The organism is Metabacillus sp. YM-086 (assembly GCF_048059995.1).
Taxonomy (GTDB): Bacteria; Bacillota; Bacilli; order Bacillales; family Bacillaceae; genus Metabacillus; species Metabacillus litoralis_B.
Window position 1 is genome coordinate 1 of sequence record NZ_JBLUOI010000016.1, and the last position, 26,151, is coordinate 26,151.

General features: G+C 34.5%; 26 protein-coding genes, 3 tRNA genes and 1 pseudogene. 19 read left to right on the forward strand and 11 right to left on the reverse strand.

Annotated features, from left to right (window positions below; all coding sequences use genetic code 11):
• Positions 1 to 2 precede the first annotated feature (2 nt).
• The 3 genes from ACEWK1_RS09320 to ACEWK1_RS09330 all read left to right on the forward strand — a co-directional run bounded on the left by ACEWK1_RS09320 (position 3) and on the right by ACEWK1_RS09330 (position 270).
• Positions 3 to 76: transfer RNA gene (locus tag ACEWK1_RS09320), tRNA-Ile, on the forward strand.
• A 27-nt stretch (positions 77 to 103) separates the two neighbouring features.
• Positions 104 to 178: transfer RNA gene (locus ACEWK1_RS09325), tRNA-Asn, on the forward strand.
• Between the two features lie 18 nt (positions 179 to 196).
• Positions 197 to 270 (forward strand) — tRNA-Arg (locus ACEWK1_RS09330).
• 37 nt (positions 271 to 307) lie between these two features.
• Here the strand turns inward: ACEWK1_RS09330 and ACEWK1_RS09335 are convergent.
• Positions 308 to 1,117: a hypothetical protein gene (locus ACEWK1_RS09335; RefSeq protein ID WP_416636036.1), complete on the reverse strand. Its 810-nt coding sequence runs from the start codon at positions 1,115 to 1,117 to the stop codon at positions 308 to 310.
• Between the two features lie 447 nt (positions 1,118 to 1,564).
• On the opposite strand from ACEWK1_RS09335, the gene ACEWK1_RS09340 reads away from it, so the two are divergent.
• Positions 1,565 to 1,756, forward strand: coding sequence for a YbxH family protein (locus ACEWK1_RS09340; RefSeq protein WP_416636037.1), 192 nt, complete (start codon positions 1,565 to 1,567; stop codon positions 1,754 to 1,756).
• A gap of 78 nt (positions 1,757 to 1,834) precedes the next feature.
• Here the strand turns inward: ACEWK1_RS09340 and yyaC are convergent, their stop codons facing one another.
• The 3 genes from yyaC to ACEWK1_RS09355 form a co-directional block, all read right to left on the reverse strand.
• The gene (yyaC, locus tag ACEWK1_RS09345; RefSeq protein WP_416636038.1) at positions 1,835 to 2,380 is read right to left on the reverse strand and encodes a spore protease YyaC; all 546 of its coding nucleotides are present in this window, start codon (positions 2,378 to 2,380) and stop codon (positions 1,835 to 1,837) included.
• A gap of 203 nt (positions 2,381 to 2,583) precedes the next feature.
• Positions 2,584 to 2,742, reverse strand: a complete 159-nt coding sequence (gene sda / locus ACEWK1_RS09350; RefSeq protein ID WP_416636040.1) for a sporulation histidine kinase inhibitor Sda — start codon at positions 2,740 to 2,742, stop codon at positions 2,584 to 2,586.
• A gap of 136 nt (positions 2,743 to 2,878) precedes the next feature.
• Positions 2,879 to 3,100, reverse strand: a complete 222-nt coding sequence (locus ACEWK1_RS09355; RefSeq protein ID WP_416636042.1) for a hypothetical protein — start codon at positions 3,098 to 3,100, stop codon at positions 2,879 to 2,881.
• Positions 3,101 to 3,227: 127 nt separating this feature from the next.
• On the opposite strand from ACEWK1_RS09355, the gene ACEWK1_RS09360 reads away from it, so the two are divergent.
• The 7 genes from ACEWK1_RS09360 (at position 3,228) to ACEWK1_RS09390 (ending at position 9,790) form a co-directional block, all read left to right on the forward strand.
• The gene (locus ACEWK1_RS09360; RefSeq protein WP_416636044.1) at positions 3,228 to 3,491 is read left to right on the forward strand and encodes a hypothetical protein; all 264 of its coding nucleotides are present in this window, start codon (positions 3,228 to 3,230) and stop codon (positions 3,489 to 3,491) included.
• A 230-nt stretch (positions 3,492 to 3,721) separates the two neighbouring features.
• A complete protein-coding gene (locus tag ACEWK1_RS09365; RefSeq protein ID WP_416636046.1) occupies positions 3,722 to 4,597 on the forward strand; it encodes a carbon-nitrogen hydrolase family protein in 876 nt (291 codons plus the stop codon).
• Positions 4,598 to 4,610: 13 nt separating this feature from the next.
• A complete protein-coding gene (locus ACEWK1_RS09370; protein WP_416636048.1) occupies positions 4,611 to 5,279 on the forward strand; it encodes a GNAT family N-acetyltransferase in 669 nt (222 codons plus the stop codon).
• 19 nt (positions 5,280 to 5,298) lie between these two features.
• The gene (locus ACEWK1_RS09375) at positions 5,299 to 5,970 is read left to right on the forward strand and encodes a GNAT family N-acetyltransferase (RefSeq protein ID WP_416636049.1); all 672 of its coding nucleotides are present in this window, start codon (positions 5,299 to 5,301) and stop codon (positions 5,968 to 5,970) included.
• 145 nt (positions 5,971 to 6,115) lie between these two features.
• Positions 6,116 to 6,592, forward strand: coding sequence for a hypothetical protein (locus tag ACEWK1_RS09380; protein WP_416636051.1), 477 nt, complete (start codon positions 6,116 to 6,118; stop codon positions 6,590 to 6,592).
• A 48-nt stretch (positions 6,593 to 6,640) separates the two neighbouring features.
• Positions 6,641 to 7,069, forward strand: coding sequence for a ferritin-like domain-containing protein (locus tag ACEWK1_RS09385; protein WP_416636053.1), 429 nt, complete (start codon positions 6,641 to 6,643; stop codon positions 7,067 to 7,069).
• A gap of 213 nt (positions 7,070 to 7,282) precedes the next feature.
• The gene (locus ACEWK1_RS09390; RefSeq protein WP_416636054.1) at positions 7,283 to 9,790 is read left to right on the forward strand and encodes a DEAD/DEAH box helicase; all 2,508 of its coding nucleotides are present in this window, start codon (positions 7,283 to 7,285) and stop codon (positions 9,788 to 9,790) included.
• Between the two features lie 55 nt (positions 9,791 to 9,845).
• Here the strand turns inward: ACEWK1_RS09390 and ACEWK1_RS09395 are convergent, their stop codons facing one another.
• Entirely contained in the window at positions 9,846 to 10,694 is an 849-nt protein-coding gene (locus ACEWK1_RS09395; RefSeq protein WP_416636056.1) for a DUF4097 family beta strand repeat-containing protein, read from the reverse strand.
• 111 nt (positions 10,695 to 10,805) lie between these two features.
• Complete coding sequence (locus ACEWK1_RS09400) at positions 10,806 to 11,639, reverse strand: PaaX family transcriptional regulator C-terminal domain-containing protein (RefSeq protein ID WP_416636058.1); 834 nt, start codon at positions 11,637 to 11,639, stop codon at positions 10,806 to 10,808.
• Between the two features lie 199 nt (positions 11,640 to 11,838).
• On the opposite strand from ACEWK1_RS09400, the gene ACEWK1_RS09405 reads away from it, so the two are divergent.
• Complete coding sequence (locus ACEWK1_RS09405) at positions 11,839 to 12,708, forward strand: alpha/beta fold hydrolase (protein ID WP_416636059.1); 870 nt, start codon at positions 11,839 to 11,841, stop codon at positions 12,706 to 12,708.
• 78 nt (positions 12,709 to 12,786) lie between these two features.
• Here ACEWK1_RS09405 and ACEWK1_RS09410 read toward each other — a convergent pair whose 3' ends face one another.
• Both ACEWK1_RS09410 and ACEWK1_RS09415 read right to left on the reverse strand, forming a co-directional pair.
• Positions 12,787 to 13,260 (reverse strand): YndM family protein, encoded by a 474-nt coding sequence (locus ACEWK1_RS09410; protein WP_416636060.1) that lies wholly within the window; start codon positions 13,258 to 13,260, stop codon positions 12,787 to 12,789.
• 105 nt (positions 13,261 to 13,365) lie between these two features.
• The gene (locus tag ACEWK1_RS09415; RefSeq protein WP_416636061.1) at positions 13,366 to 14,622 is read right to left on the reverse strand and encodes an MDR family MFS transporter; all 1,257 of its coding nucleotides are present in this window, start codon (positions 14,620 to 14,622) and stop codon (positions 13,366 to 13,368) included.
• A 97-nt stretch (positions 14,623 to 14,719) separates the two neighbouring features.
• Here ACEWK1_RS09415 and ACEWK1_RS09420 point away from each other — a divergent pair, with 97 nt between their 5' ends.
• Positions 14,720 to 16,510: an ABC transporter substrate-binding protein gene (locus tag ACEWK1_RS09420; protein WP_416636062.1), complete on the forward strand. Its 1,791-nt coding sequence runs from the start codon at positions 14,720 to 14,722 to the stop codon at positions 16,508 to 16,510.
• A 37-nt stretch (positions 16,511 to 16,547) separates the two neighbouring features.
• A complete protein-coding gene (locus ACEWK1_RS09425) occupies positions 16,548 to 16,943 on the forward strand; it encodes a VOC family protein (RefSeq protein WP_416636064.1) in 396 nt (131 codons plus the stop codon).
• A gap of 66 nt (positions 16,944 to 17,009) precedes the next feature.
• Here the strand turns inward: ACEWK1_RS09425 and ACEWK1_RS09430 are convergent, their stop codons facing one another.
• On the reverse strand, positions 17,010 to 18,059 hold the full coding sequence (locus ACEWK1_RS09430; RefSeq protein WP_416636066.1) for a lactonase family protein: 1,050 nt from the start codon (positions 18,057 to 18,059) through the stop codon (positions 17,010 to 17,012).
• 195 nt (positions 18,060 to 18,254) lie between these two features.
• Between ACEWK1_RS09430 and ACEWK1_RS09435 the strand changes: the two genes are divergently transcribed.
• A complete protein-coding gene (locus tag ACEWK1_RS09435) occupies positions 18,255 to 19,970 on the forward strand; it encodes an ABC transporter ATP-binding protein (RefSeq protein WP_416636067.1) in 1,716 nt (571 codons plus the stop codon).
• A 189-nt stretch (positions 19,971 to 20,159) separates the two neighbouring features.
• Positions 20,160 to 20,777 carry an acetate uptake transporter gene (locus ACEWK1_RS09440; protein WP_416636069.1) on the forward strand — a complete coding sequence of 206 codons (618 nt, stop codon included), beginning with the start codon at positions 20,160 to 20,162 and terminating at the stop codon, positions 20,775 to 20,777.
• Between the two features lie 37 nt (positions 20,778 to 20,814).
• Here the strand turns inward: ACEWK1_RS09440 and ACEWK1_RS09445 are convergent, their stop codons facing one another.
• Entirely contained in the window at positions 20,815 to 21,606 is a 792-nt protein-coding gene (locus ACEWK1_RS09445) for a formate/nitrite transporter family protein (protein WP_416636070.1), read from the reverse strand.
• 326 nt (positions 21,607 to 21,932) lie between these two features.
• On the opposite strand from ACEWK1_RS09445, the gene rocF reads away from it, so the two are divergent.
• Positions 21,933 to 22,841, forward strand: a complete 909-nt coding sequence (gene rocF, locus ACEWK1_RS09450; RefSeq protein ID WP_416636072.1) for an arginase — start codon at positions 21,933 to 21,935, stop codon at positions 22,839 to 22,841.
• A gap of 32 nt (positions 22,842 to 22,873) precedes the next feature.
• Here the strand turns inward: rocF and ACEWK1_RS09455 are convergent, their stop codons facing one another.
• Positions 22,874 to 24,289 carry a sigma-54 interaction domain-containing protein gene (locus ACEWK1_RS09455; protein WP_416636074.1) on the reverse strand — a complete coding sequence of 472 codons (1,416 nt, stop codon included), beginning with the start codon at positions 24,287 to 24,289 and terminating at the stop codon, positions 22,874 to 22,876.
• 210 nt (positions 24,290 to 24,499) lie between these two features.
• Between ACEWK1_RS09455 and ACEWK1_RS09460 the strand changes: the two genes are divergently transcribed.
• Both ACEWK1_RS09460 and ACEWK1_RS09465 read left to right on the forward strand, forming a co-directional pair.
• On the forward strand, positions 24,500 to 25,693 hold the full coding sequence (locus ACEWK1_RS09460; protein WP_416636075.1) for an ornithine--oxo-acid transaminase: 1,194 nt from the start codon (positions 24,500 to 24,502) through the stop codon (positions 25,691 to 25,693).
• A 75-nt stretch (positions 25,694 to 25,768) separates the two neighbouring features.
• Positions 25,769 to 26,128: pseudogene (locus ACEWK1_RS09465) on the forward strand (Glu/Leu/Phe/Val dehydrogenase dimerization domain-containing protein); the annotation flags it as partial.
• Between the last annotated feature and the right edge of the window lie 23 nt (positions 26,129 to 26,151).

Below are 26,151 nucleotides of genomic sequence, written 5' to 3' on the forward strand. Positions count from 1 at the left end.
ATGGGCCTATAGCTCAGCTGGTTAGAGCGCACGCCTGATAAGCGTGAGGTCGATGGTTCGAGTCCATTTAGGCCCACTTTAAATCATGAATATTTCATTTTGTTCCGCAGTAGCTCAGTGGTAGAGCAATCGGCTGTTAACCGATCGGTCGTAGGTTCGAGTCCTACCTGCGGAGCCATTTTTATCTTTATATATTGCGCCTTTAGCTCAGCAGGATAGAGCAACGGCCTTCTAAGCCGTCGGTCAGAGGTTCGAATCCTCTAAGGCGCGTCAAAAAAGAGACCACTAGTGGTCTCTTTTTCATTTTCTATTTAGTTCCTAGTGGTATATTTATCACATCATTTTCTTCTTTCCAACTACATGGTTTTACCTCGTTATTATATAATTTCTTTAGAAGTAGCATACATAAATTTGTATGATCCACTTTTCCACCAACTGAACTGCATTTTTCTACATCTGCTCGTAAGCCAATTGAAAACAATGTAACTGGCTTTTTAAGTAGTGGATTCCACGCTTTCATAAATCCAATAGTAGAAGACTCATCATTTGTACTTTTATATTCATTAAGAAAAAATACTGCTCCACAACGTTTTATTAATTTTTCTTCAGCATCCTTGAGTGTTGTGTCAGGGTATGCTTTTTCAATTTCTGTTTTAGGCAATGTGAGAAAGTCTTTTGGTAAAACAGGTTGTAAGGAAGGATGAAATTCGTTCATATAATCTTCAGTTTTTTTTATCGAACTATAGATATTTTTCACTTCTGTGATCAAATATTCTATACTTTTGTGTTTTTCTAAGATGATTTTTTCCCATTCCCACTCTTCAGTATAAAATGAATTAAATTGTTCTAGAGCATTGTTTATTTTTAATGATCGTAGGTTTGTATATAATCCCTCACCATGTGTAAATCCGTATTTAAAAAGGGTTGTTCTTTTCCAATTTATGAAAGAATGTAAATCTTTCTTATCTTTATGTACCTGTATAGGTGAAGAAACCATTAATAAATTTAAAGTTTCTGAAAAAGTGTGTTCGAAAAAGGTTTTTAACTCGTTCATGGCAATTTCAGTATGCATTAAATTTAAGTTCGCATTATCCTTATTTTGAATTTTTTTATTCATTGAAGTCACCCTCCAGGAAAGTATTCATTCAATCATCAATTTTTGGGCATTTGACCCATTTATCATATGTGAGTCCTGCTTGAATTGTGACAAAAGACAATAGATGAATTACCTTTAGCAGGAAACTCACAAAATGTTGCTGCTTCAGCAGAAGAACAGTTTGCCTCAATGGAGGAAATCGCTGCATCGGCAAATTCCCTATCAAAGGTGGCAGAAGATTTACAAGGCATTGTTAGAAAATTTAAAGTGTAATGTTCAGCATACAAAGTAATCTAAGTAGATTATTTTTTACTTATAACATTCAAGCAGCACTGCGATAGAATCTTTGAAAATAATGGATGAGAATGATACAAAAATTTGGACCAACAGGATGTCAAATAAGAGGATAAAAAATGTCATATAGTTCATACTAGCCACTATTAGAATCTATTGAGAGGTTGTGTGGAGTTGGGTGCTGTAGAGAGAATGGGATACCGATTTGAACCTGAGTTTAGTGTAATAAATCAAAATGGGGCTATACATGTTTATCATAAAGGTGAGTTTGTTGAAGAAATTAAGTTCTCTTTTTCAGGGGATTTTCCGGTTCATGATAATATTGAAGCGCTAATTGATCAGTATTGTGAGGAACATAGAATATAAGACTCTTTCTTAAAAATAGAGCAAAAATAAAAAAGATTGAATGGACTACTATACGTCTCATCAATCTTTTTTTCTAAATTAAGATGTAATTCTCCAATTCATTTCATTGGATGTTCTTAACCATTCTGGTAGAGGAAATCTCTTTTCTATCGCCTCAGTTATCTCTTCTGCCATTTTTAATACAAGGGAGAGTTCAGTGTATTGAAGCACTTGCTGTGATAAAAATCCTCCTACATTCACCACACCTGAAATGCTATAATCGCCAACAGCATCTAACTCTTTACCGACCCCTGCACCAGGTTTTAATCCTCCATCAAATACATAAAACTTGCCGATTGAGTCAACTTTCCCTAACATTGAATCGATTACAATTACTTTCTTATTTATAGGAACTTCACTTAGCTTCTCATTTAAATTTTTAGCATGTACAAGGTTGTTTATTGTACCAATTACATTTCTGTAACCCTTCTTTTTTAGGAATGAACCTACTAATGGACCTAATGAATCACCTGTTGAACGGTCTGTCCCTATGCAAACAAATATAACTTTATTGCTGCTTATATTAGTAGGGATCACATCTTGTAATATTTCAGGTAAATGAAAGGAAGTTACTGGTGAAATCATTGGCACAGCCCCCTGAACAATAATTGTAGTTGATAAAATTTACATAAACTTAATAATTTATTTACAATTTTATCATATAAATCCATATTTTATTTAATAAAATAAAGAATTTTCAGAATATATTTCAGCATTTCTCGCAGGAGGGAGTTGAATTTTAGATGATATTGTTGCAATTTGTCGTAATAATATAAAAATAATAAGGATTATTTTTTGGTTGAGATTGGTAGAGGCATCGGGCGGGATTCGATTTCGTTCAGTAATAAATGAATAAATTCATCGGATGCTTTTAACTTGATCGCATCTTTATATGCCCTATAGAGTGTTAAATTTGAGATAAGTTGTAGGGTTGTCTTTTTTTGCATTATTTGAAACTCCTTGAATAGTATGATTGCAACATTTATTGTAGCCAATTTCCCAATAAATGATAAGGGTTTCGACGATCATTCTTATAATATGACAAAAGTGTATTTGTTATAGAGGATAGTTACTTGGAACATACTAGTTATTTTCGTAGGGAACAAGATCATCAATTTCATTCAATCCAAGGCTACATACAGATTTTGTATCAACATTATAAAATAAAAGTTGAGTCCTATCCGGAGATAAATGAATAACACGACCAGAAAATGAAGTTCTCCCTATTTTCGTTTTCGTATATGCCACTCGAAGAAGGGTATGCTTATCTTGCCATTTTTGGACTTTTGAAAAGAATTTTTCCATAATTAATAGTCCTTTCTAAGGATGTTGAGGTTAAGAAAAATAAAGATGTGATAAATTAAATATTTCCAAAATAACTGAGAATTATAAAGGATAAAATAATTAATACTGAAAATAAGGTGGTGTAAGGATGAAAATAGAAGGTACAATTATTTCTGGAGAGTTTGACTTTTCCATGAATGAATTTTCAATACATACTGTAAAGCATTTTCATACAGAATCTACTTTAAAAGAAAGGCAATTATTAATGCTTTATGAATATCTAACAAAGCATAAAGATGAAGATGGTGGGCAATTTATTACTTTATATGATCAATTACCTGTACGATTAACTAGAGGGGAATTGAATGATTTAATAGAAGATCTACAAAAGGTTAAATCATTGTACGAGTAAATTCTATCAGAAATAGTTTGATAAGACTAGTAGCTTAAAGAAGTTTTTAAAACCGCAATTTTTTGTTTGTGGTTTTTTATTATGCTTTGTAAAATACATTAGTATACTTTTCTACACTTAGTGAAAGTAAAGTATGTACTTGTAAAATATTGTTTGTTATCTAATAATGTGGATAGTAGCATCCATGAGAATTTTATCATTCCATAGATTGATTGAAAGAGGGTTTAAGAATGAACTTAAGAGTATCTGCGGTACAATATCACCTTCACACGATTCATTCGTTTGAGGAGTTTGCAAGTCAAGTCAAACACTATGTTAAAACAGCTGAAGAATTTGGTTCAGATTTTATTTTGTTTCCTGAGTTTTTTACCACACAATTATTATCCATTGGGGATGAACAAGGTAATGCATTACCTATTTATCGTTTACCCGATTTTACTGAAAAATATAGATCTCTATTTATTGAACTTGCCATGAGTACAGGAATGCATATTATTGGTGGAACTCATGTCATAGAAAAAGAAGGTAAGTTATATAATGTGGCACATCTTTTTTATCCTGATGGTCGAGTAGCTGAACAAGCAAAGCTGCATATTACACCTACCGAAGTAGAAGAGTGGAATATGAGTGCAGGTGATAGTCTGCAAGTATTTGTAACAGAAAAAGGGACAATAGCCATGCTAACTTGTTATGATATTGAGTTTCCTGAAATTGTTCGAATGGCAAAGGCAAAGGGGGCAGATGTAATCTTTTGTCCTTCTTGTACAGATGATCGTCATGGTTTCCATCGTGTTCGTTACACAAGCCATGCTAGAGCAATTGAAAATCAAGTATACGTTGTCACTACTGGTACAGTTGGATCTCTTCAAACAGTTGATTTTATGAGAGGAAACTTCGGGCAAGCGGCTGTTATTACTCCGAACGATGTTCCTTTCCCGCCAAAAGGAATTATGGTTGAAGGTGAAATTAATCAAGATATGATTGTAACAGCAGATTTGAATTTAGAGCTTCTGTATAAAGTACGCCTCACAGGCTCTGTTACTACATGGAGAGATCGTCGTACGGATCTTTATCCTGATTGGGAACCAGAAAAAGTAACGTATTAAACAGGAGGTTTCTATGTATCGAAAAGAATTTTATGTTTTCGACCAAGATAAACCAATTAAAGCTGTAATTCGTAACTATGAAAAAAAAGATTTCGAAAATTTAATCCTAATTCAGCAAGAAAGTTTTCCTCCTCCTTTTCCATCAGAGCTTTGGTGGAATGAAGAGCAATTGGAAAACCACATTGAATTATTTCAACAAGGTGCTTTATGTATTGAGATTGAGGGGCAGATGGCAGGATCAATGACTGCATTAATTGTAGATTTTAATCCGGATCATCCTAACCATACATGGGGAGAAATAACAGATAACGGGTACATCCGTAATCATAGCCCAGAAGGCAACACCTTATATGTTGTCGATATAGGTGTAAGGCCTAAATATAGAAAATTAGGTCTAGGAAAATGGCTGATGCTGTCAATGTATGAAGTGGTTATTCATTTAGGGTTAGAACGATTGCTAGGTGGTGGACGTATGCCCGGCTATCATAAAAAGTCTGACAATATGTCACCTGAGCAATATGTAGCAGCTGTTGTAAAAGGAACAATTAAAGATCCTGTTTTAACGTTTTTGTTACGGTGCAGCAGAACACCAATTGGAGTAGTATCAAACTACTTAGAAGATGAAGAATCATGCCATTATGGCACTCTTATGGAATGGAAGAATCCGTTTCATGTTGAATAATCATTAAAGGAGAATATTAATGGAGTATAACCGTATAACAAATATTAAAGATCCACTTTTTGCACAAATGCATCAACTCATGCAGGAAATTTTTCCTCCCGAAGAAGTGTTGGAATTTAACCTTTGGAAAGAGCCTTTAGAAGATCCAGGTATTCGTGTATTTGTTGCTGTTCACGAAGGCAAAGTTGTCGGAGCAACAGAGTATCGTTATTATGAAGACTTTAATGTCGCAATGACTGATTTTACGATTATTGGTCAAGCCGGCCTTGGAGTTGGACCTTTCTTAGCAAACAAGCGATCTCATGATCTGCAGCAACTAGCTAATGAAAATGGACAAAAGCTATCAGGTATGTTCGCGGAAATCTATGATCCTTATCGTGTTGAAGATTTTGAATTTGGCGGTGTAAAACCGATGGATCCGTATGTACGTCGAGAAGTATTAGCTCACCTTGGTTATAAACGAATTGATTTTCCTTATGTTCATCCTTCATGGAATAATGATGGAGAGGCTGTCACAGGTCTGGATCTTTGCTTCTTACCAATGGGAGAAAACAACACAACTATTCAATCGGATTTAGTTGTAGCATTCTTGAAGAGGTATTATACTGTACTACCTAACAAGCCTGAAGCATGGCTTAAGATGATCGAAGAACTTGAGTCTAAGGAGCAATTAGCTATAAAAAATATTTAATATTTCAAAAGCCCACTTTTATAGTGGGCTTTTTCTATGAAAATAGATCGTATATTTATCTCGTCCTTGCAAAAACTTATTAGTAAAAGAAAGTTTTTTCAGATAGTGTTTAAATGAAATTAGAAAAAAGGAGGAGAAACTATACTTGCTTAAATATTCAAGATTCTTATTGTTTTTAATGATGATCCTTCCTTGGTTTTCTCTGCCATTTATCGATAAAAAATCATTTAAACGGTACTATCCTGCAAGTTTATTTATTTCAATTGTTGTATGGCTGGAAAGTTATATTGCCAAAAAAAGAAGATGGTGGTGGTTTTATGAAAGTATTCATCCAAAAATAAAGGGTGAAACACCACTCATTTGGGGTCCTTTTTTTATAGGCTCTCTGTGGATTATGAAATTCACTTATGGGAAATTTTATCTATATCTTTTGATCAATTTGCTTGTTGATTCATTCTTTTCGTATCAACTAGTAAACTGGTTTCAAAAATTAGGAGTAAGTTCTTTGGTTCGTATGACTAGATTACAACTGCTATTCGTTTTTCAATTTAAAGCACTATTGCTTTATGGTTTTCAGCTTTTAAAAGAAAAAGGAAGTAACCCTAATAAAACAACAAGTTGACGCATTACATACTTAATTAATATACGATTAATAAGGAGAGAAATGTGATTGAAAGAGGAAAATGTTATCGATACTTTAAATGAATTTTTAAAAGGACAATATATGGGGATTCGTTCTTATGAACATTTTATTGAAAAGCTTGATGATGGATTAATAAAAAAACAATTTCAAACGATGCAACAGGAGCATAAACAGCATGCTTTACAAGTAGCAGAAAGAATTCAAAATCTTGGAGGTACTCCTGTTAGTAGTGAGGGAGTAGTTGGTTCTGTTCAAGGATTCATCAGCCAATTCCAAATCCCAGACACAACAGAAGGTATTATTGAAAGTGCTAAAAAAGGTGAAAGTTATTATGGAATTGGGATGTCAGAGGAAATAGTTAGAGGAGATTTAGATCAGGAAAGTCGGCAGCTTATTGAAAAGATATTGGATAAAGATCGACAACATGTACAGATATTAAATGAACTGCTTCACTAAATTGAGCTGCCATCAGCTCTTTTTTTATTGCTTAGTTTCTAAAGAAAAATTTCCTCCAGCTAATTCCCACGCGTTTTAGCGGTCATTATATTACCACTTTTTCATATTTTTCATCTACAATGAAAAGAACCACTACAAATTTGCCAATACATACATGAATTGATTATGAAATATAGAAACTAGAGATAACCTACATGGTGAAGGAGTTTTATCATGAATGACATATTAGCAAGTTATTATACAATGGCAGTTGAGCGTACTAAAACTAAGGTTTTAGAAGATATAGATAAGTATTTAGAAAAGAAGGAAACATTACCTTCATACGAACAATATGTTAGAGAACGTGGAGAGTATATTGATCAAATTTGGTTGAACTCATGGTTAAATACAACAGCAAGTCATGCAGCGAGTTATGAGAAAAAGGAATTTTTAATAGACAGAGGATATGACTTAGAAGGAATAACCAAGAAGTTAATAAACCAAATGTTTCGAAATGAAATAAGAGATGTCGAAGCCTTTCATGTTCTAAACTGGTTAGATGACATGTTCTTGAATCATAGTGATCATTGGAACGAAAGATATGAGAAAGCAAAAGAATCGTATGAAGATCGCAGAAAAATGCAGGAACACCGTGAACTTACCAAAAAGTTAATTTTGAAATTTGAATTTTATATAGAGGAGCTACTTAACGAAAACTATGAAGAGCTATATCTTTATGTTCGTTATTTAGTTGGTTCTCATCTTGCAATTGAAATTGAACAAAAAGGTGTTGTAATTGCTTCTGAAGGCTTAACATTTTCAACTTATTTATATGATGAAGCACATCTAGCTTATAACAGACATCAATATGAAGAAGACATGACAGAAATGTATGAACGATTAATATCAGGTTATTTGTTTGATTTTGGACCCAATTGGATTAAAGAACGTTTATCTACCGACCTTTTTGATGAATATAAGCATGTCTTTCATGGACCTGTGCCGGATACATTAATTAAGGAAATAGCCTTTGATTTATTTATGGAACTTGCAGAAGAATTTTTTGCTGACTTACTAGAAGAGTATGTAACAGATTTAACAAAGCTTATCGATACTCCTTTCGATCTTCAAGCACATCAGAAAATTTTTGAGCATGACCTTTCAGAGCGGGAACGAAAGGTTGTTGAAGAATTAGAAGAGATCAAACGAAGAAAAGAAGAAGAAGCCAGGATGGTTGATGATATTTTTGGGAGAGAATATAATCCACCAGCTGGCCGAAATATCCAATATATTCTTCATGTTGGAGAAACAAATACAGGGAAAACCTTTCAGGCGATTCAACGTATGAAGGACGCAAATAGTGGTATTTATTTGGCTCCTCTTCGATTGCTAGCTCTTGAGATCTACGAAAAGTTAAATGCAGAGGGTATTCCATGTTCTTTGAAAACCGGTGAAGAAGAAAAAACAATTGAAGGTGCTGCCCATATAGCATGTACTGTTGAAATGTTTTATGAAAAAGATTTTTATGATGTGGTAGTGATTGATGAATCACAGATGATTGCTGATAAAGATCGTGGGTTTTCTTGGTATAAAGCCATAACAAAAGCAAATGCAAAAGAGGTTCATATAATTTGCAGCTTTAATGCAAAACCAATGATTTTACAGCTTCTCGGTGACTCTGATATCGAAATTCATGAATATATTAGAGATATTCCTCTAGAAGTTGAACCACAGCTATTTCGCCTGAATCAAACGAGAAGAGGTGATGCATTAGTCTGCTTTTCGAGGAAGAGAGTGCTTGAGACAGCTTCTGAGCTGCAAAGAACAGGTCGTCAAGTTAGTATGATATATGGAAGCATGCCTCCAGAAACAAGAAAAAAGCAAATGCAGAGATTTATTAACGGTGAGACGACAGTTATTGTAGCGACAGATGCTATTGGCATGGGACTTAATTTACCTATACGACGAATTGTGTTTTTAGAAAATGATAAGTTTGATGGTACAAGAAGAAGGTGGCTCACTTCACAAGAAGTAAAACAGATTGCTGGTCGTGCCGGCAGGAGAGGCATTTATAATATTGGGAAGGTAGCATTTGTACACAACCCAAAATCAATGGCCCGCCTGCTAGATCAAGAGGATGACCCACTTCAAGGTTTCGCGATTGCCCCGACAACAGGTGTGCTTGAACGGTTTCAAAAATATTCGCGAAAACTTGGTTTGTTTTTTTATTTATGGGATCAATTTAAAAGTCCAAAGGGAACAAAAAAAGCTTCCCTTGCAGAAGAAAAGCTATTGTATGAAATGATTGAAGACACAATTATCGAAGCAAAACTATCTATGGCAGATTTATATGGTTTTTTACATTTACCGTTCTCAACGAATGAACCGACCCTTAGAGCTCAATGGAAACAAAAGCTAGAAGCAATTGTTGATGGAGAGGACCTGCCTGATCCTTTAATTAAAGATTCAGGTTTAGAAGACCTTGAACTCTCTTATAAATCAATTGGTCTCCATTTATTATTTTTATATAAATTAGGTCGGAACACTGAAGCTCATTACTGGGAAAGACTACGTGAGGAAATTAGTGACAAAATTCATGAGCATCTAAAGTCTGGTGTTCAAATAACAAAGAAAGTATGTAAAGTGTGCGGGAAAAATTTGTCTCATAAATTTAAGTTTCAAATATGTAATGAATGCCATTTTGAACGACAAGAAAGGAAAGAAAAAAAGAAATCTCGATAATGAGAAGAGGATAACAAACAGGACTTAATCCCTGTAGTTATCCTCCTATTTTTATTTAGTTTATTTCTACTTTTCCACTTGAAACATCAATGTTGACTTGGTGTTTACCAGAACCGTAAACACCATACATTTGATCTGAATTCTTTTGTAATTCTTTTAAATCAAAACTAGAAGAAATGTGACCACTTCCAATACTTCCATTAAGTGTAAAGTCAGCATCTGATGGAAGATTGATTGTTGCTAAACCAGAGTTGATTTCAACATCGATCGAACCAATCAGTTTGTTCATTTCTAAGGTTATTTTCCCAGAGGAAAGATCAGCCTCTACTTTCCCAGTATGTTCTTTAATCGTAAGATTTCCCGAGCTCATATCAAAAATTCCAGATTCAGTTGAGATAGATGAAAGGTTAACATTTCCTGATGATCCGTCAAGCTCCAAATCATTTGCTGTTAACCTACTTATTTGGACATTTCCAGAACTCATGTCGATTGTTAAAGCATCCAATTTCATCTTTGACTGTCCGTTGAATGTAACATTACCTGAGCCACTATCAATAATAAGTTCCTTTTGATAATCCTCTGGAATATATATGGTTATTTCAGTCTTATTAAACATAGAAAATATGTGAAACCATTTTTGAGATTTTGATTCTACAGTAATTGTATCTCCATTCTCTGTTACCACTACTTTCCCTTTTCCTTCTAACTCAGCCCTTACTTGATCTGTATTTTCAGGAATAATTTTCGTGCTAGCTCCAGAAATATCTAATTCAATTTTATCTACTTTATTTGAAACCTCTGCTGAAGAACCATTTCCTCCAAAAACAAACCAAGTAGTGTTTGAATGAATGATGAGGAACAAACCTCCGATAAAAAATAAAAGCAAAAATAATTTTTTCATCATGTTAACCTTTCCTTTCGGTACAATTTGTTGTTATCTCTATCATAAGGAAAAGGAAGGAACACAACAATGAACCCTAGATTTATTTTGACTAGGGCTTGAGGCGTAGTATGTTTATTTGTCATTGTTATTAACAGGTTTAAGAAACTGATTGTAAAAAGAATCACTTGGAATGAGATTAACTAGTGATGCTTGGATTTTTGTGATATGAGCTAAAACTCTGGTTCCTAACCAGCTTGTTGGTAAAAATTCAGGAGGTAGCATGGGGTCCTCTGCAAGAAGCATGTCATGAACTTCTTGGATTTCTAAATAGAAAATAAATAGTTTTAAAGGATCTTGCTGGTTTCCATTTAAGTAAGGATGAAGCTTTGGTTCATATTCATTTTTAATCCAATCAAGTTTTTCTGTGTAGATGTTATGAACCCTTTCAAGATCCCATATTTTTGCTGCTTCATTTGGTCCTTTTGCTCCTTGATTATGGATCTTATTTAAAAGAAATTCATCACTAACAAGAATGGTTACATATTCTTCAATCTCTAATGTATCGATCATATTTAGTACCTTGTTTGTTAGATTCCAAGGATAAATATAAACACTATTATATAATTGGCCGAAGCCAAGTTGGATGAGCTGCCTTCGAAAGGCATCTCTTTTTTTTCGTTCTGTTTCAGGGATCTCAGTTAAAATCATGTACCATTTATGATTCCAATGATACTGATAAAAATTTTGTGTTCGATTAACCGTGGTGATAAAATCCCGTCCATATGTAGTTATTGCATAAACTGAACGCTGAGGTGAAGTAATAAATTTTTCTTTTTTTAATTTCGATAAGATATTTCGAATCGTTTGAGGAGTATAGTTTCTTGCCTCATAAATACTGATTATCTTTTTCCCTTCTAATTGTTCTACCTTGGAAAGCAAATATAATATTTGTTTTTCTACCGTCACTTTAAACCTCCTACATATAACCATGAAAAGTACGAGTGTATGTTTATTTGTTTATTTTATCATGATAGGTTGAAAAAATGGTATTCAGTAAAACGAGTTTAAATAAAAAATGGTTGATGTTTCCAAAAATATTTTTTATAATACAAATTATATCGTACGTTAATTTATTAATTATAAATGAAGGGGAGAAAAGATGATAATGAAAGAAGAAACACAATATCATGATTCTTACAATAAAAGTCTAGAGCTTTGGCCGGTTGAGTATTCCACTTATTATGTGAACACCGCTCAAGGAAAAACACATATTATTGAAAGTGGTAACAAGACTGCTCCATCTTTAATTTTGTTGCATGGAGGTAGCATGAGTTCAACGATGTGGTACCCAAATGTAATGGAATGGAGTAAAAATTATAGGGTTATATGTGTGGATATATTAGGAGATAAAAATAAAAGTATACCCCGAATAGAATTTATAGATCGCCCTAGTTATGCGCTCTGGCTTAAAGATGTTTTAGATACATTACAGATTAAAAAGACAGATATCGTTGGGTTATCTTATGGAGCACTAAATATAGTTAATTTTCTTTTGTTTTATCCAGAAAAAGTGAACCGGGTTGTATTAATGAGTCCGGCTGCAACATATGTGCCTTTTGATTCTAGGTTTTATACACATGCATTTGGTATGGTGCAGAATCCAAGTGGTGTTCAATCGTTTTTAAACTGGATTTTTAATGATCGATATAAGCCACATCCTTTTATAGCTGAACAATTAGTGGCAGCTATGAATTGGGTCGAATCTTCTAAAAGTACAGCACCTAAAGAAAATGGTTTTCCTTATGTGTTTACGGATGAGGAATTAGCTTCAATTAGGAACCCAATTTTATTAATGTTTGGTCAAAATGAAGTAATGTATAACGTTGATGAGGCTTACAAACGTGCTGAGAATTCTTCTCCTTGTATGACAGTAGAGTTGGTAGAAGAGGTAGGTCACCTCATCTCTATGGAAAACCAAAGTTACATTAATAGGCGAGTGCTAGAATTTCTATCCGAGGAAAGAGGGAACTTTTGAAGATAAAGAATCAGCATAACATGCACAATCTGTCATCATCATTTAGCTGATGACAGATTGTTATGTAATAGATAACAACTATTTCTTGTTATCTTCATTTCTTTTTAACGTATTAGAAAGATCTTTTAGATTTTCTTCTTCCGCCATTTCGGTACCAAAAGCTAATCTTGAATTCGAAGCAGGACCTCTGCTTCTAGAAAGAGATGGAGTGTTTTGACGTTCTGCAACAAAAAGATGGACAAAAACTTCTGCACCTGTAATGATAACTGCAGAAATGATACTTCCCCATGCTACTTGTAGATAGCTTTCAAACAGGAAGCTTCCAAAGACCCAAACACTAAGGTATGTGAGTAAAAAGTCAGCAACTGCAGCAGCTCTTTTACCTAACTGAGGTAAAATCACTAATTCCCCAACGGCGTATGAAACAATTGTAACAAATAAACTAAATGAAACAATATCAACGATTGTGGCATCAAAAAACAAATCTAGACCAATTCCAAAGGCAATAAGACATGTCACAAATTTAATTAATAGTATTGTTGCATGATTCATGTAAAAACCTCCTCGTATGTTATTTTGGTCAAAACCGAAAAGTTCATTCAAATTTGGTTAACTATGAAGTTAAAAAAAGTTGATTCAATTGAATCAACTTTTCACTTAAAACGTATTAATTAACTTTTGATTTTGTTCTACTGATTTTCGTTCCTTTATACCAATTGAATATCGATAGCAAAGTAAACCTATAATACCAAGTCCGAAGTACACAACAGCCATAGCTTTAGAAGGAATAAATGCTCCTAGCGTTAAACCTAAGCTACCAAATAACATAGCCATGTTATAAGAAAGATTGTCAACTGCCATATATGAGGCTCTAGCTTGTTCATGAACAATTCCTGCTAAAATCGTTTGACGAACAGGTGAATACATAAGCTCTCCAAGAGTAAATAAAAGAGCTGATATAACAAGTAAACTAAAAGAATTACTAAACGCAAGAACGCTAAAGCTACAGGCGTAAATAGAAAGACCGATGCTTAAAATCACTTTCGGATTATATTTATTTAACCATTTCGATAAATACAAAGTGGTGCACACAATCGTAATGGTATTGATAAGCATAATTAGCCCAAACATCTTAATCCCTGTTATTTCAATGGAGAAAAAGTGAGTGTGAAATTCATTTTTTAACCTTACTGCAACATATTTATCAAGTTGAAATTCCAATGACATTGTGAAAATGGTCGCTAGCACAAATAACATAAAACCACGATCTTTAAGTACAGCCATATAGTGATTGATGATTCCTGCTTTTTGTTGAATTTCTTCAGAATCTATCTTAGTTTTAGTTAATGTCTCATCTATAAAAAAGATGATAAGAAGCAGAGTAATGCCGCTGACAATAAGAAACAAAAGAAAAAGGAAGAACTTATAATCTTCAAAAAGGAGACCACCAATTGCGGCGCCTAATGCAATCGAAATGTTACCAGTCCAATATCCGAGACCATAAATAAAGGGCCTTTCTTTTTCAGAGCTAATATCAATAATCATCGCATTTGCGGCAGGGCCAATTAAACTAGAGCTCATGTTACTTAAGACAAACATTAAATAAGTAATCCAAACGGAAGTAACCCACGGAGAGTTGACTAATGCCATCACGGTTAGTGCGATGACCTGAATTACTTGAGCAATGACCATCATTTTTTTACGCCCCAAACGATCTGAAAGGAAGCCTGAATATAACGCCACTACAATGGAGAGAGAAATGTTTATCATCAGAAGTATCCCGGTCATACCGGCTCCAACATGACTACTAAAATAAATGGCCATAAACGGGAGAATAGACATTTGAGTAATATCAGTAAAAAAGTCTGTTATTAATCTAAGTTTTATCGTTGAATGTATGTCACGAAATTTCATGCTATCTACCTTCTTTCTTCATTTTTTATTATAATGAAAAAAATAAGAAGAAAAACTGTAAACGATGTTAACATGATTTCGTATTTTAGGAGGAACTATGAATCTTATTGAACATTATGTTAATTTGCGATTAGCCTATCAAATGTACAAGGAAGAAGAAAAGATTGAAACAACAACAGGGGAAATATCTCTTCATCTTTCTTGTACGATGCGAAATACAAATATTTTGATGAAGAAAATGATGGAATTAGGTTATCTAAAATGGATGCCCCAAAAAGGAAGAGGGAGAAAATCAACTTTACTTTTTCACCTATCATTACTGGAGGCTGCTACTAATAATGTACAAAGACTGCTCGCTGAAAAGAATTTTGAAGAAGCATACTCCTATATTTTGAGTATTCAATTTTCTCAAGTAATCAAAGAAAAACTCTTACATAATATGCACAGTCATTTTGGGTTAAAGTCGATCACTCACTCTACTGGTCGAAGAGATACTTTAAAGATTCCTCAGAATATGAAAATTCATACGTTAGATCCTACTTTTGTTGGAATTGTTCATGAAGCCCACATTGTACAGCATATTTTTGATACGCTTGTTCGCTATGATCGGGAAAGTAAATCCTATATTCCCGGCCTTGCCTTGGCCTGGGAAGAGAATAATGGAAAAGAATGGACCTTTTATTTACGCAAAGGTGTAATGTTTCACCACGGTCGAGTACTTCAAGCAAAAGATGTTCAGTATACGATGGAGAGATTAAGGACAAATCAAAAAATTCCTTACCACACTCTGTTTGAATGTGTAGAAAAAGTAACAATCATAGATGACATTACTATACTGTTTACTTTGAAGAAACCAAATTACATGTTTCTTGATGTTATGAGCAGCTTTTTCACTTCCATCATTCCTCATGATATTGAATTAGATCCTTTAAAGCCGATTGGCACCGGTCCATATCAAGTGGAAAAAAATGAAGAGCATCTTCTTGTGCTGGAGGCATTTCCTCATCATTTTCAAGGAAGACCTTTCTTAGATACAATTGAAATTTGGCATATGCCAAATTTAAAGGAACAATTAGATAAGATAGAGGAAGAAGTTAATAAAAAAGAGCATCAAACAGCGACTTATCAAGAGCTTGGCAGCTTTTTTTTCGTCTTTAATTTGAATAGAAATGGGTGTCATCATAATGAAAATTTCCGTTTGGCAATTCAACAAATCATCGACCCATTCAAACTTGTAAATGAGCTTGGATATCCAAGGAAATATCCTGCATATAGCTTTAGATTAGACCAAAGTAAACAAATCGTTAATCACTTTCAAAATAATCTAGAAGAAGCAAAAAGACTACTGTCTTTAAGTGGTTATGAAGGACAAATACTTAAGGTTGCAACATTTGATTTTAAAGAAGCAAAAGAGGACATGGAATGGCTGAAAATGCATTGTCAGCAAATAGGTCTTAATATTGAGGTGTCCGTCATACAAGCCTCAGAAATCTATGAGAAAAAGGTACTTGGTCTCTACGATATCATTTATACAGGTGAAACGTTTGAGATAAATGAGGAACTTAGTCTTTATATGATGTATTCAAGTGATAATAGTGTGCTTCGAATGGCACTAGACCCTAAAACAAAACAACATATTGATATAGAGCTTAATTATTTAATATCCTTAGATGATTTAAATAAGCGTTCAGCCGTGTTTCAGAACATAGAAAATTGGTTAAGAGAAGAAGCGTATATCATTCAGACCTATCACACAATTGAAGAACAAAACTATCATAAGGCATTAAATGGTATCGAAGTTTCAGGATATGGCATGCCGGATTTACGGTCGCTATGGGTGAAGCCTGATATAGAGAGTTCATCAAGTTATTCAATTTATATTCCATAGGTAGATGAATTTTAAAAATTCAAAGGAGTGGGTTTTGTTGATAAAGTCCGAGGGTATTCATCATGTTAGTCTTTCTGTAATAGATTTAAACAAAGCAAAACATTTTTATGGGACAGTTTTAGGCTTTAAAGAAATAGAGCGACCGAAATTCGACTTTCCAGGTGCATGGTATCAAATTGGGGCTCAGCAACTACATTTAATTGTGGATGAAGTTTCTTCTACACTACGAAAAGTAAATGAATTGAACTCTAGAGAAGGTCACTTTGCTATTAGAGTAAATGATTATGAGGAGACTCTTGCGTACTTGAAGAACCAAGGAGTTCAAATTTTGGAAAAACCAAAAAGTAAAAGCGGATTTGCACAAATTTTTTGCATGGACCCTGATTTTAATTTAATTGAATTTAATGTAGATCAAGAAACGATGAATAAGTGAAGTGTTGGGGGGAAACATTCCCTTAACTATAAAAGGATGAGCTAATCAAAGCTCATCCTGTATACTTTATTTTACATTCAAAAACTTCACACAAACCGGATCAGGAACAGATACTTGTGAGTCAAGTAAGCTAAGTTTCCCTGATTCAATATCTCGTGCAAATAATACAAGGTTACTGCTTTCTTGGTTAGATGCTACAATGAATTTCTCAGTAGGGTCCAGTGCGAAATCACGTGGCCAATTTCCTTCTGTTGATGTAAATTCTATAAATGAGAGCTCACCATTTTCTTGATTTACACTATAAACAGCAATGCTATCATGCCCACGGTTGCCAGCATAAACAAAGCGGCCGTCAGATGAAATATGAATCGCACTTCCTTGACTATTTTCTGTGAAATCTTCAGGAATGGCCGGGCTGTATTGAAGCTCTGTGAACACGCCTGTGTCGGAATTATAGCTTAAAGTGATCACTTCATTACTTAGTTCTGTCATAACATAAGCATATTTTCCATTCGGATGGAATGTGATATGTCTTGGGCCACTACCGGATTTCACAAGTAACGTATGAGCTTCTTCCAGCTGTCCGTTGTTAATTTTATAAGTGATGATTTTATCAATTCCAAGATCAACTGCTACGACATATTTTTCATCAGGAGTGAAGCCTGAATAATGCGTATGAGGTTTTTCTTGCCTTTCATGTGGTCCCTGACCAGTATGTTCAATAACTGAAACAACAGAATTGATTGAGCCATCTTCATTCGTTAGAAAGGATTCTACTGTTCCTTTGTGGTAGTTAGCCGTCACAACGTGTTTGTTTTGACTGTCTACACTTACGTGACATGGTGAAGCACCGTCAAGCAGCTGTTGATTAATGGCTGTAAGATCACCTGTTATACTGTCAACAGCATAGGATGCAACACCGCCTTGGTTTCCTTCCTTTACGACTGCATAAAGATTTTTATTGTCTTGGCTTAAATTTACATATGTAGGGTTGTCCAATTCAGCGACAGCTTTAACATCACTTAGTTTTCCTGCATCTGTGTCTAAGGTAAAGCTGTAAACTCCTTTACTATCACCTTTTGTGTATGTACCAACATAACCGATTAATTTTGCCAATTTTTTAACTCCTTTCAAATGTACTATTTCTCATTATATCGTTAGTTTCATCTGTTCAACAACATTAATGGCCGTTTTTTGATATTAAGCCTAAGAGTTTCAAAATTACACTTGAAGTAAAAAAGATTCTATCAATTTATCAGCCTATGCTAATATAATAGTATTTATATGAAAATGGAAAGGAAGTAAAGATTCATGCTAAGGCGGTTTTATTCGTACTATATTCCCCATAAAAAATTATTTATTATTGATTTTAGTAGCGCTATTATCGTAGCTCTTTTGGAGTTAGCATTTCCATTAGCAGTTCAGTGGTTTATTGATTCATTGCTTCCTAGTGAAAACTGGTCTGCAATAGTTTCTGTTAGTATCGCCTTGCTTTTGTTATATATTATTAGCACGTTCTTACAATATATCGTGAACTATTGGGGACATATGCTTGGAATTAATATTGAAACAGATATGAGAAAACAATTGTTTCAACATGTGCAAAAGCAATCATTTAAGTTTTTTGACAATACCAAAACAGGAAATATTATGAGCCGAATTACAAATGACCTAATGGATATCGGTGAACTTGCGCATCATGGACCGGAAGATTTATTTATTTCCATTATGACCTTTGTAGGGGCCTTTTGGATTATGTTCACCGTAAATGTAAAGCTTGCGTTGGTTGCGTTGGTTATTTTCCCATTTTTAGGATGGCTTATGGTTATAAGTAATTTAAAGATGAATAAAGCCTGGAAGAAAATGTACGGTGAAATTGCTGATGTAAACTCACGAGTAGAAGATAGTGTTTCTGGTGTTCGAGTTGTGCAATCTTTTACAAATGAAAAATTCGAAAATGAACGTTTCTCTGTAAATAATTTAAAATTCCGTAAAGCTAAGCTTGGTGGGTATAAAGTAATGTCCTTTAGTTTATCAGGAATTTATATGATGACAAGATTTGTTACATTGGCTGTTCTCGTAGTAGGTGCATGGTTAAGTTACACAGGACAATTAACATATGGTGAGCTTGTTGGATTTGTTTTGTATGTGAATGTCTTGTTTAAACCAATCGATAAAATCAGTGCCTTAATGGAATTGTATCCAAAAGGAATGGCTGGATTTAAGCGTTTTACAGAGTTGCTTGACATGGACCCTGATGTACAGGATGTAAATGACGCAGTTGAAGTAAAATCATTAAGAGGGGATATAGCGTTCAATGAGGTTACCTTTGGTTATGATCAACATAAACGCGTATTAAATAATATCAATCTATCCATTTCAGCTGGAGAAACCGTTGCCTTTGTTGGTCCATCAGGAGCAGGGAAAACGACAATTTGTTCATTAATTCCACGATTTTACGATGTAGAATCTGGAGAATTAAAAATTGATGGCATTGATATACGGAATATGACAAAGCATTCTCTGCGTTCACAGATTGGAATTGTGCAACAAGATGTGTTTTTGTTTACAGGTACCTTAAGAGAAAATATCGCTTATGGAAAACTTAATGCTACTCAAGCGGACATTGAAGAAGCAGCAAAACGTGCTCATCTAGAAAGCTTCATCGAATCACTACCGTTTGGCTATGATACCCAAATTGGTGAAAGAGGCTTAAAGTTATCAGGTGGACAAAAACAAAGAATTGCCATTGCAAGAATGTTCTTGAAAAATCCACCTATCTTAATATTGGATGAAGCAACGTCAGCATTAGATACCGAAACAGAGCTTATCATTCAAAAAGCACTAACAGAGCTATCAAAAAACAGAACAACTCTTGTCATTGCTCACCGTCTTGCTACAATTCGAAACGCGGATCGTATTGTTGTTGTAACTGAGGACGGAATAGCGGAACAAGGGAAACATGATGATTTGATTGAACAAGGCGGGATTTTTGCTAATCTTCATCGTGTTCAATTTCAGAGATAAGATGGGACATTTTTTGTTCCATCTTTTTTACTGATTTTTTTAAAAAAATTGGTTGCGATTACAGTTCAAATATACCAAGGGTAGGTGCATTTTTCTTGGTTTTTTCAATTATTCGACTTCTTTAAAACAGATTGACATGGCATACTAACTTCTGTATTTTATTTAAGTATGTTTTTTTAGGAGGAAGTTATGAATAGTCATAATACACATCAAGTTAAAATTACAACAGCAGATCCCTCAGCGTTAGGTTTATTTGGACTGGCAATGGTAACGCTCGTTGCTTCTTCACAAAAGTTAGGGTTAACAGATGGAGTTTCATTTATTTTACCATGGGCATTCTTCTTAGGTGGACTAGCACAATTATTCGCATGTGTTCAAGATGCTAAACATAACAACATCTTTGGAACAACTGCATTTGGAGCTTTTGGTCTATTTTGGTTCGGTGTTGGAATGTCTTGGTTAATTCAATTAGGAGCATTTGGTGAAGAACTAGCAGCAAATGCTGATCCAAAGCAGTTAGGTGTCGCATTCATCGGTTACCTAATCTTTAGCGTTTATATGACAATAGGTGCAATGGAAACTCATAAGGTATTATTTTTCATTTTTGTTTTCATCGATTTCTTGTTCATCGGCTTATCTTTAAGCACGCTTGGTGTGATGCCTGAGGCGACACATATGCTTGCCGCAGTTTCAGAATTAATCATTGCTCTGCTATCTTTTTACGGATCTGCAGCTGTTGTTTTAAATACACATTTTGGCCAGGTTGTCTTACCGATTGGAAAGCCGTTTGGTCTATTTAAAAAGTAAAAGAAAAGGAGGCTGACTTTTGTTAGCCTCCTTTTTATTAGTCGTCATTTTCTTCAGCCATAAAAGGCTTATTCACAAAGTAGTACATCCATCCCATTAAAACTCCACCACCAATTAAATTTCCAATTGTTACAGGAATCAAATTATGAACAACTCCAGGAAGCGTAAAACTTTCAGGTGGATTAGAAACAAAAGCAATAGCAAACGTGCACATATTTGCAATACTGTGTTCATATCCAGAAATGAAGAAGCAAAACACAAATAACATCATCGTAAATAGTTTAGCCCCATCTCCTTGAAGTTTCATTGGGATAAAAAATGCCAAACAAACCAACCAGTTACACAGAATTCCTCGAAAAAATAATTCATAGGTAGGAAGATGAACTTTTTTATCAGCGACACTTAATAAAAACCCTGTCGTTTCTTTATCTGAAAATAATCCAGTTGAAAAAATAAAAAACGCAAAGAAACATGCACCTAAAATGTTTCCAATATAGCTTGTAGTCCAAAGCTTAATCACTTCAGCCCAACGCATTTTCTTTTGAAAAGCCGTGTAGGAGAAATAGAATGTGTTCCCAGTAAACAAATCTCCACCGCCATAAGCGATTAAGATAATGGCGGCACCAAACGTTAATGCTGCGATAGGATAAGCAAAGGGAGAATGCTCAATATAGAAGAAATTTCCTGCCTTAAAAGCAACAATAACTCCAAAACCAATAAACATGCTAGCTAGCATTGAACGTAACAAGTATCGAAGCGGACTTTTATGAAAGATCTTATGTTTCTTAAGAGCTAGCTTCTCAACTTGCAGTAAAGCCTTATTTTCCAAGTCATTCACGCTCCAAAATATATGTAGTTAGGTTTTAAATTTTAATTAAAAATTGAAAGAATTGCTGTGATGAAAGTCACTATTATTGTTCTTTTTAAAAAATTTTTTTATAAATAAATTTAAAAAGAACAGGAAAAGTTGTTCGAGTGTTATTATATTAAGATTTCTATTTTTTAATGATAACGCTTAATTAAAGGTATATAGACTAAGATATAATTATATTTGTATATTTATTTTTGTATACTTGTGTATATTTATACGTGGAGTTGTCAAGTTGAGTCAGAATTAACCCGTAAGATACAATTGAAAAAAAGGAGGGGTTTTGGATGAAAAATCATATTTCAATCATAGGGGTACCAATGGATTTAGGACAATCAAGACGTGGAGTAGACATGGGTCCTAGTGCTATTCGTTATGCAGGTGTTGTGGAAAGGTTAGAAGAACTAGATTATGAGATTCATGATAAAGGAGATATAGAGATTGGCAGACCAGGTAAAGATGAAGAAGCAACCCTTGGAAATAATCTTAAATATTTAAAGGCTGTAACAAAAGCTAGTGAAAAGCTTGCTGAATCAGTTGATGAGGTTGTAGCCAAGGGATCATTTCCGTTAGTGTTTGGTGGTGACCATAGCATTGCAATTGGCACACTAGCTGGAATTGCTAAGCATTATGATAACCTGGGTGTCATTTGGTATGATGCACACGGAGATTTAAATACAGGAGAGACCTCCCCATCAGGTAATATTCATGGAATGCCTTTAGCAGTAAGTTTAGGTATAGGCCATTCAGATTTAACCAATATAGCAGGATATTCTCCAAAAATTAAGCCAGAAAACATTGTGATTATTGGTGCTCGTTCTTTAGATGAAGGAGAGCGAATTCTTATCCGTGAAAAGGGGATTAGAGTCTATACAATGCATGAAATTGACCGTTTAGGTATGACAAAGGTAATGGAAGAAGCAATTGATTATTTAAAAGCTAGAAACATAGATGGAGTTCATTTATCACTTGATTTAGATGGACTTGACCCGGATGAAGCACCAGGAGTTGGAACGCCGGTTTTAGGTGGAATAAGTTATAGAGAAAGTCATTTAGCGATGGAAATCTTAGAAGAATCAAAATTAATAACTTCTGCTGAGTTTGTAGAGGTGAATCCTATTTTAGATGAAAAAAATAAAACTGCTACTGTAGCAGTAGCCTTAATGGGTTCACTTTTTGGAGAAAAATTATTATAACAGACCGAAGGGGGGCATCCCCTTCAGCGGTTTTATTTTAGTCTGAATTTTCTTAAACGATATTGAAGACTTTGTCTACTAATTTGTAACGTCTTTGCGGCTTGGGAGATATTATAGTCATGCTCTTTTAATATTTTTTGAAGATATTCTTTTTCGTGATTTGTCATATAGTCTTCAAGTGTTAGGAGTTCTTTTGATTCTTCTTTATCCATTTCGTAGAATTGATTTTCTTCATATATAGATGGATCAACAAGTTCAGTAGCTTTTTGTTTAAAGGGAATTGGTAAGTGTGGAACGTCAATAATTGTTTCTTCTGGCTCCATTAAATTCATTGCTCCTTCAATGATATGTTCAAGTTCGCGGACATTGCCAGGCCAATCATAGGCTTCAAACAAAGCTAATACATGTTTGCTAATACTCTTTATGTTCATATCGAAAAGTTGATTAAATTTTTTAATGAACGACTGTGCAAGTGTCTGAATATCATCCTTACGTTTCCTTAGTGGAGGGATGAATAATGAAACAACGCTTAATCGATAAAAAAGATCCTTTCGTAAATGACCATTAGCAATAGCGTCAATTGGATCTTCGTTAATTGTTGCAATAACTCTAACATCAATTTTCTTATCTTTTGTATCTCCGACTCTTCTAATGGTTTTTTCTTGAAGAGCACGAAGAAGTTTTGCTTGAAGAGTTGGATTTAACGAGTTGATTTCATCAAGAAGCAACGTTCCACCCTCAGCCTGCTCGAATAAACCTGGTCTTTCAATTGATCCGGTAAAAGCGCCTTTTTTTGTGCCAAAGAGAATACCTTCTATTAAACTTTCAGGCAATGCAGCACAATTTTGGCTAATAAATGGGTAGGAGGAACGCTTGCTCCCATTATGAATACTTTGAGCGAAAAGCTCTTTTCCGGTGCCAGTTTCACCAACAATAAGGATTGAAGATGAAGTTCTTGTTGCTCGTTTACTAGCTTCAATAACTTCTGTAATCTTCACACTTTTACCAATAATGTGATCAAACGTGAACTTTGTATCTCCCTTTTTAAGGATGTTATCTCTGATAATTCGCTCAAGGTTTGTTATATCCTTAGCTACTTCGATTGCTCCGCAAATTTGCTGAGTAGAATCATATAAAGGGCAGGTATCATTAATTGTCGTAATTTCTTGACCATTGTGGGTAAAATACGTTTGTTTTGACTTCTTTGTAGTGTTACCTCGTAAAGCTGAAATGAGAGTACTTTCATTCGCATTATTAAATTTAAATAGTTCAAGAATATTTTTGCCGTGTACGTTACTAGGATCCATCTCTTCAATATCAGCCATTTTTTTATTATAAATAATTGTCTTACCATCTTTATTTACTACATGTATTCCGATGTCAATCATATTAACCAAAGTTTGAATAATGGCTTGCATTTCAGCATTCGTTAAATTTTCTATTTTCATTTTTTCCCACTCTCCTAGAATAAGGATAGATCATATAAAAGAGGGGTGCAATGATAATTTGCATAATGGTAATTAAGATGAATTGTGGTGTTGAATATTTTTGCACTTTTGGTGCAAGGCAGCCAATGAACTAGGGGAAATAATGCTGGCATAGATATTGCATATTAGATAGATAGAAAAGTCTTATTTTTTACAAGGAGGAAAATAAAAATGACAACAAAAACAGAACAAGTGATCAATCAAACAGAACAATTTGGTGCAAACAACTATAATCCTCTACCAATTGTTATTTCAAAAGCAGAGGGAATATGGGTGGAAGATCCTGAAGGTAATAAATATTTGGATATGTTAAGTGCTTATTCAGCCGTTAACCAAGGTCATAGACATCCTAAGATTATTCAGGCATTAAAAGATCAGGCCGACCGCGTTACCTTAACATCACGTGCTTTTCATAATGATCAGTTAGGCCCATGGTATGAAAGAATTGCAAGAATCACCAAAAAGGAAATGGCACTACCGATGAATACAGGGGCAGAGGCTGTGGAAACGGCAATAAAAGCTATAAGACGATGGGGATACCAGGTGAAAGGGATTGCTGATAATCAAGCCGAGATTATAGCTTGTGAAGGTAACTTTCATGGACGTACGATGACAGCAGTTTCTTTATCTTCTGAAGAGGAATATCGTAAAGGATTTGGGCCGATGCTGCCAGGAATTAAACTCATTCCTTATGGCGATGTGGAAGCGCTAAAAGCAGCAATTACCTCGCAAACAGCAGGATTTATTTTCGAACCAATTCAAGGTGAAGCAGGAATTAATATTCCGAGAGAAGGGTTTTTAAAGGAATCGTATCAAGTATGTAAAGATAATAATGTTTTGTTTGTAGCAGATGAAATTCAAGCTGGATTAGCTCGATCTGGTAAAATGTTTGCTTGTGATTGGGAAGATGTTGTACCTGATATGTATATTTTAGGGAAAGCATTAGGTGGGGGAGTTTTCCCAATTTCATGTGTAGTAGCTAATCGTGATGTATTAGGTGTATTTAACCCTGGCTCACATGGATCTACATTTGGAGGTAATCCTCTAGCATGTGCTGTTTCAATTGCAGCTCTTGATGTAATAGAGGAAGAAAAGCTTGTTGAACGTTCATTGAAGCTAGGAAACTATTTTGTGGAACGTTTAAAAGAAATTAAAAATCCGATTATTAAAGAGATAAGAGGTAGAGGCTTGTTTATTGGGGTAGAGTTAACGGAGCACGCACGTAGTTATTGTGAAAAGTTAAAAGAAAATGGTTTATTGTGCAAAGAAACCCATGAAACAGTAATTCGTTTTGCGCCTCCATTAGTTATAAATGAAGAGGAGCTAGATTGGGCGATCGATCGTATTAAGCGTGTATTATCATAAATGTTTTAAGAGTTCGTCAAGTATATCTTTTTCTAGGGACTTTATAAGCTTTTATTCCATATGAGGTGATGACAATTGAATACAACTATTCAAAATAATGAGGTTTTAAACTTATTTTCATCCACGCAAGTAGTAATTAAAGAGGCCTTAAATCATTTAGGATATCCAGAAGAAATGTATGAACTATTAAAAGAACCATTAAGAATGTTGACAGTTCGAATTCCAGTTAAAATGGATAATGGTTCAACTAAAATTTTTACCGGCTATCGAGCACAGCATAACGATGCTGTGGGGCCAACTAGGGGTGGAATTCGTTTTCATCCTCATGTCGATGAGGATGAGGTTAAGGCCCTATCAATGTGGATGAGCTTGAAATGTGGTATTGTCAATCTCCCGTATGGTGGAGGAAAAGGTGGGATTGTTTGTGATCCCAGAAATAGTTAAATAAAGTACTAGTT

Bases quoted from the DNA above. Each gene is read 5' to 3' on its own strand.
- ACEWK1_RS09335 (WP_416636036.1), bottom strand. From the start codon at position 1,117: ATGAATAAAAAAATTCAAAATAAGGATAATGCGAACTTAAATTTAATG.
- yyaC (WP_416636038.1), bottom strand. From the start codon at position 2,380: ATGATTTCACCAGTAACTTCCTTTCATTTACCTGAAATATTACAAGAT.
- sda (WP_416636040.1), bottom strand. From the start codon at position 2,742: ATGCAAAAAAAGACAACCCTACAACTTATCTCAAATTTAACACTCTAT.
- ACEWK1_RS09355 (WP_416636042.1), bottom strand. From the start codon at position 3,100: ATGGAAAAATTCTTTTCAAAAGTCCAAAAATGGCAAGATAAGCATACC.
- ACEWK1_RS09360 (WP_416636044.1), top strand. From the start codon at position 3,228: ATGAAAATAGAAGGTACAATTATTTCTGGAGAGTTTGACTTTTCCATG.
- ACEWK1_RS09365 (WP_416636046.1), top strand. From the start codon at position 3,722: ATGAACTTAAGAGTATCTGCGGTACAATATCACCTTCACACGATTCAT.
- ACEWK1_RS09370 (WP_416636048.1), top strand. From the start codon at position 4,611: ATGTATCGAAAAGAATTTTATGTTTTCGACCAAGATAAACCAATTAAA.
- ACEWK1_RS09375 (WP_416636049.1), top strand. From the start codon at position 5,299: ATGGAGTATAACCGTATAACAAATATTAAAGATCCACTTTTTGCACAA.
- ACEWK1_RS09390 (WP_416636054.1), top strand. From the start codon at position 7,283: ATGAATGACATATTAGCAAGTTATTATACAATGGCAGTTGAGCGTACT.
- ACEWK1_RS09395 (WP_416636056.1), bottom strand. From the start codon at position 10,694: ATGATGAAAAAATTATTTTTGCTTTTATTTTTTATCGGAGGTTTGTTC.
- ACEWK1_RS09405 (WP_416636059.1), top strand. From the start codon at position 11,839: ATGAAAGAAGAAACACAATATCATGATTCTTACAATAAAAGTCTAGAG.
- ACEWK1_RS09410 (WP_416636060.1), bottom strand. From the start codon at position 13,260: ATGAATCATGCAACAATACTATTAATTAAATTTGTGACATGTCTTATT.
- ACEWK1_RS09415 (WP_416636061.1), bottom strand. From the start codon at position 14,622: ATGAAATTTCGTGACATACATTCAACGATAAAACTTAGATTAATAACA.
- ACEWK1_RS09420 (WP_416636062.1), top strand. From the start codon at position 14,720: ATGAATCTTATTGAACATTATGTTAATTTGCGATTAGCCTATCAAATG.
- ACEWK1_RS09435 (WP_416636067.1), top strand. From the start codon at position 18,255: ATGCTAAGGCGGTTTTATTCGTACTATATTCCCCATAAAAAATTATTT.
- ACEWK1_RS09440 (WP_416636069.1), top strand. From the start codon at position 20,160: ATGAATAGTCATAATACACATCAAGTTAAAATTACAACAGCAGATCCC.
- rocF (WP_416636072.1), top strand. From the start codon at position 21,933: ATGAAAAATCATATTTCAATCATAGGGGTACCAATGGATTTAGGACAA.
- ACEWK1_RS09455 (WP_416636074.1), bottom strand. From the start codon at position 24,289: ATGAAAATAGAAAATTTAACGAATGCTGAAATGCAAGCCATTATTCAA.
- ACEWK1_RS09460 (WP_416636075.1), top strand. From the start codon at position 24,500: ATGACAACAAAAACAGAACAAGTGATCAATCAAACAGAACAATTTGGT.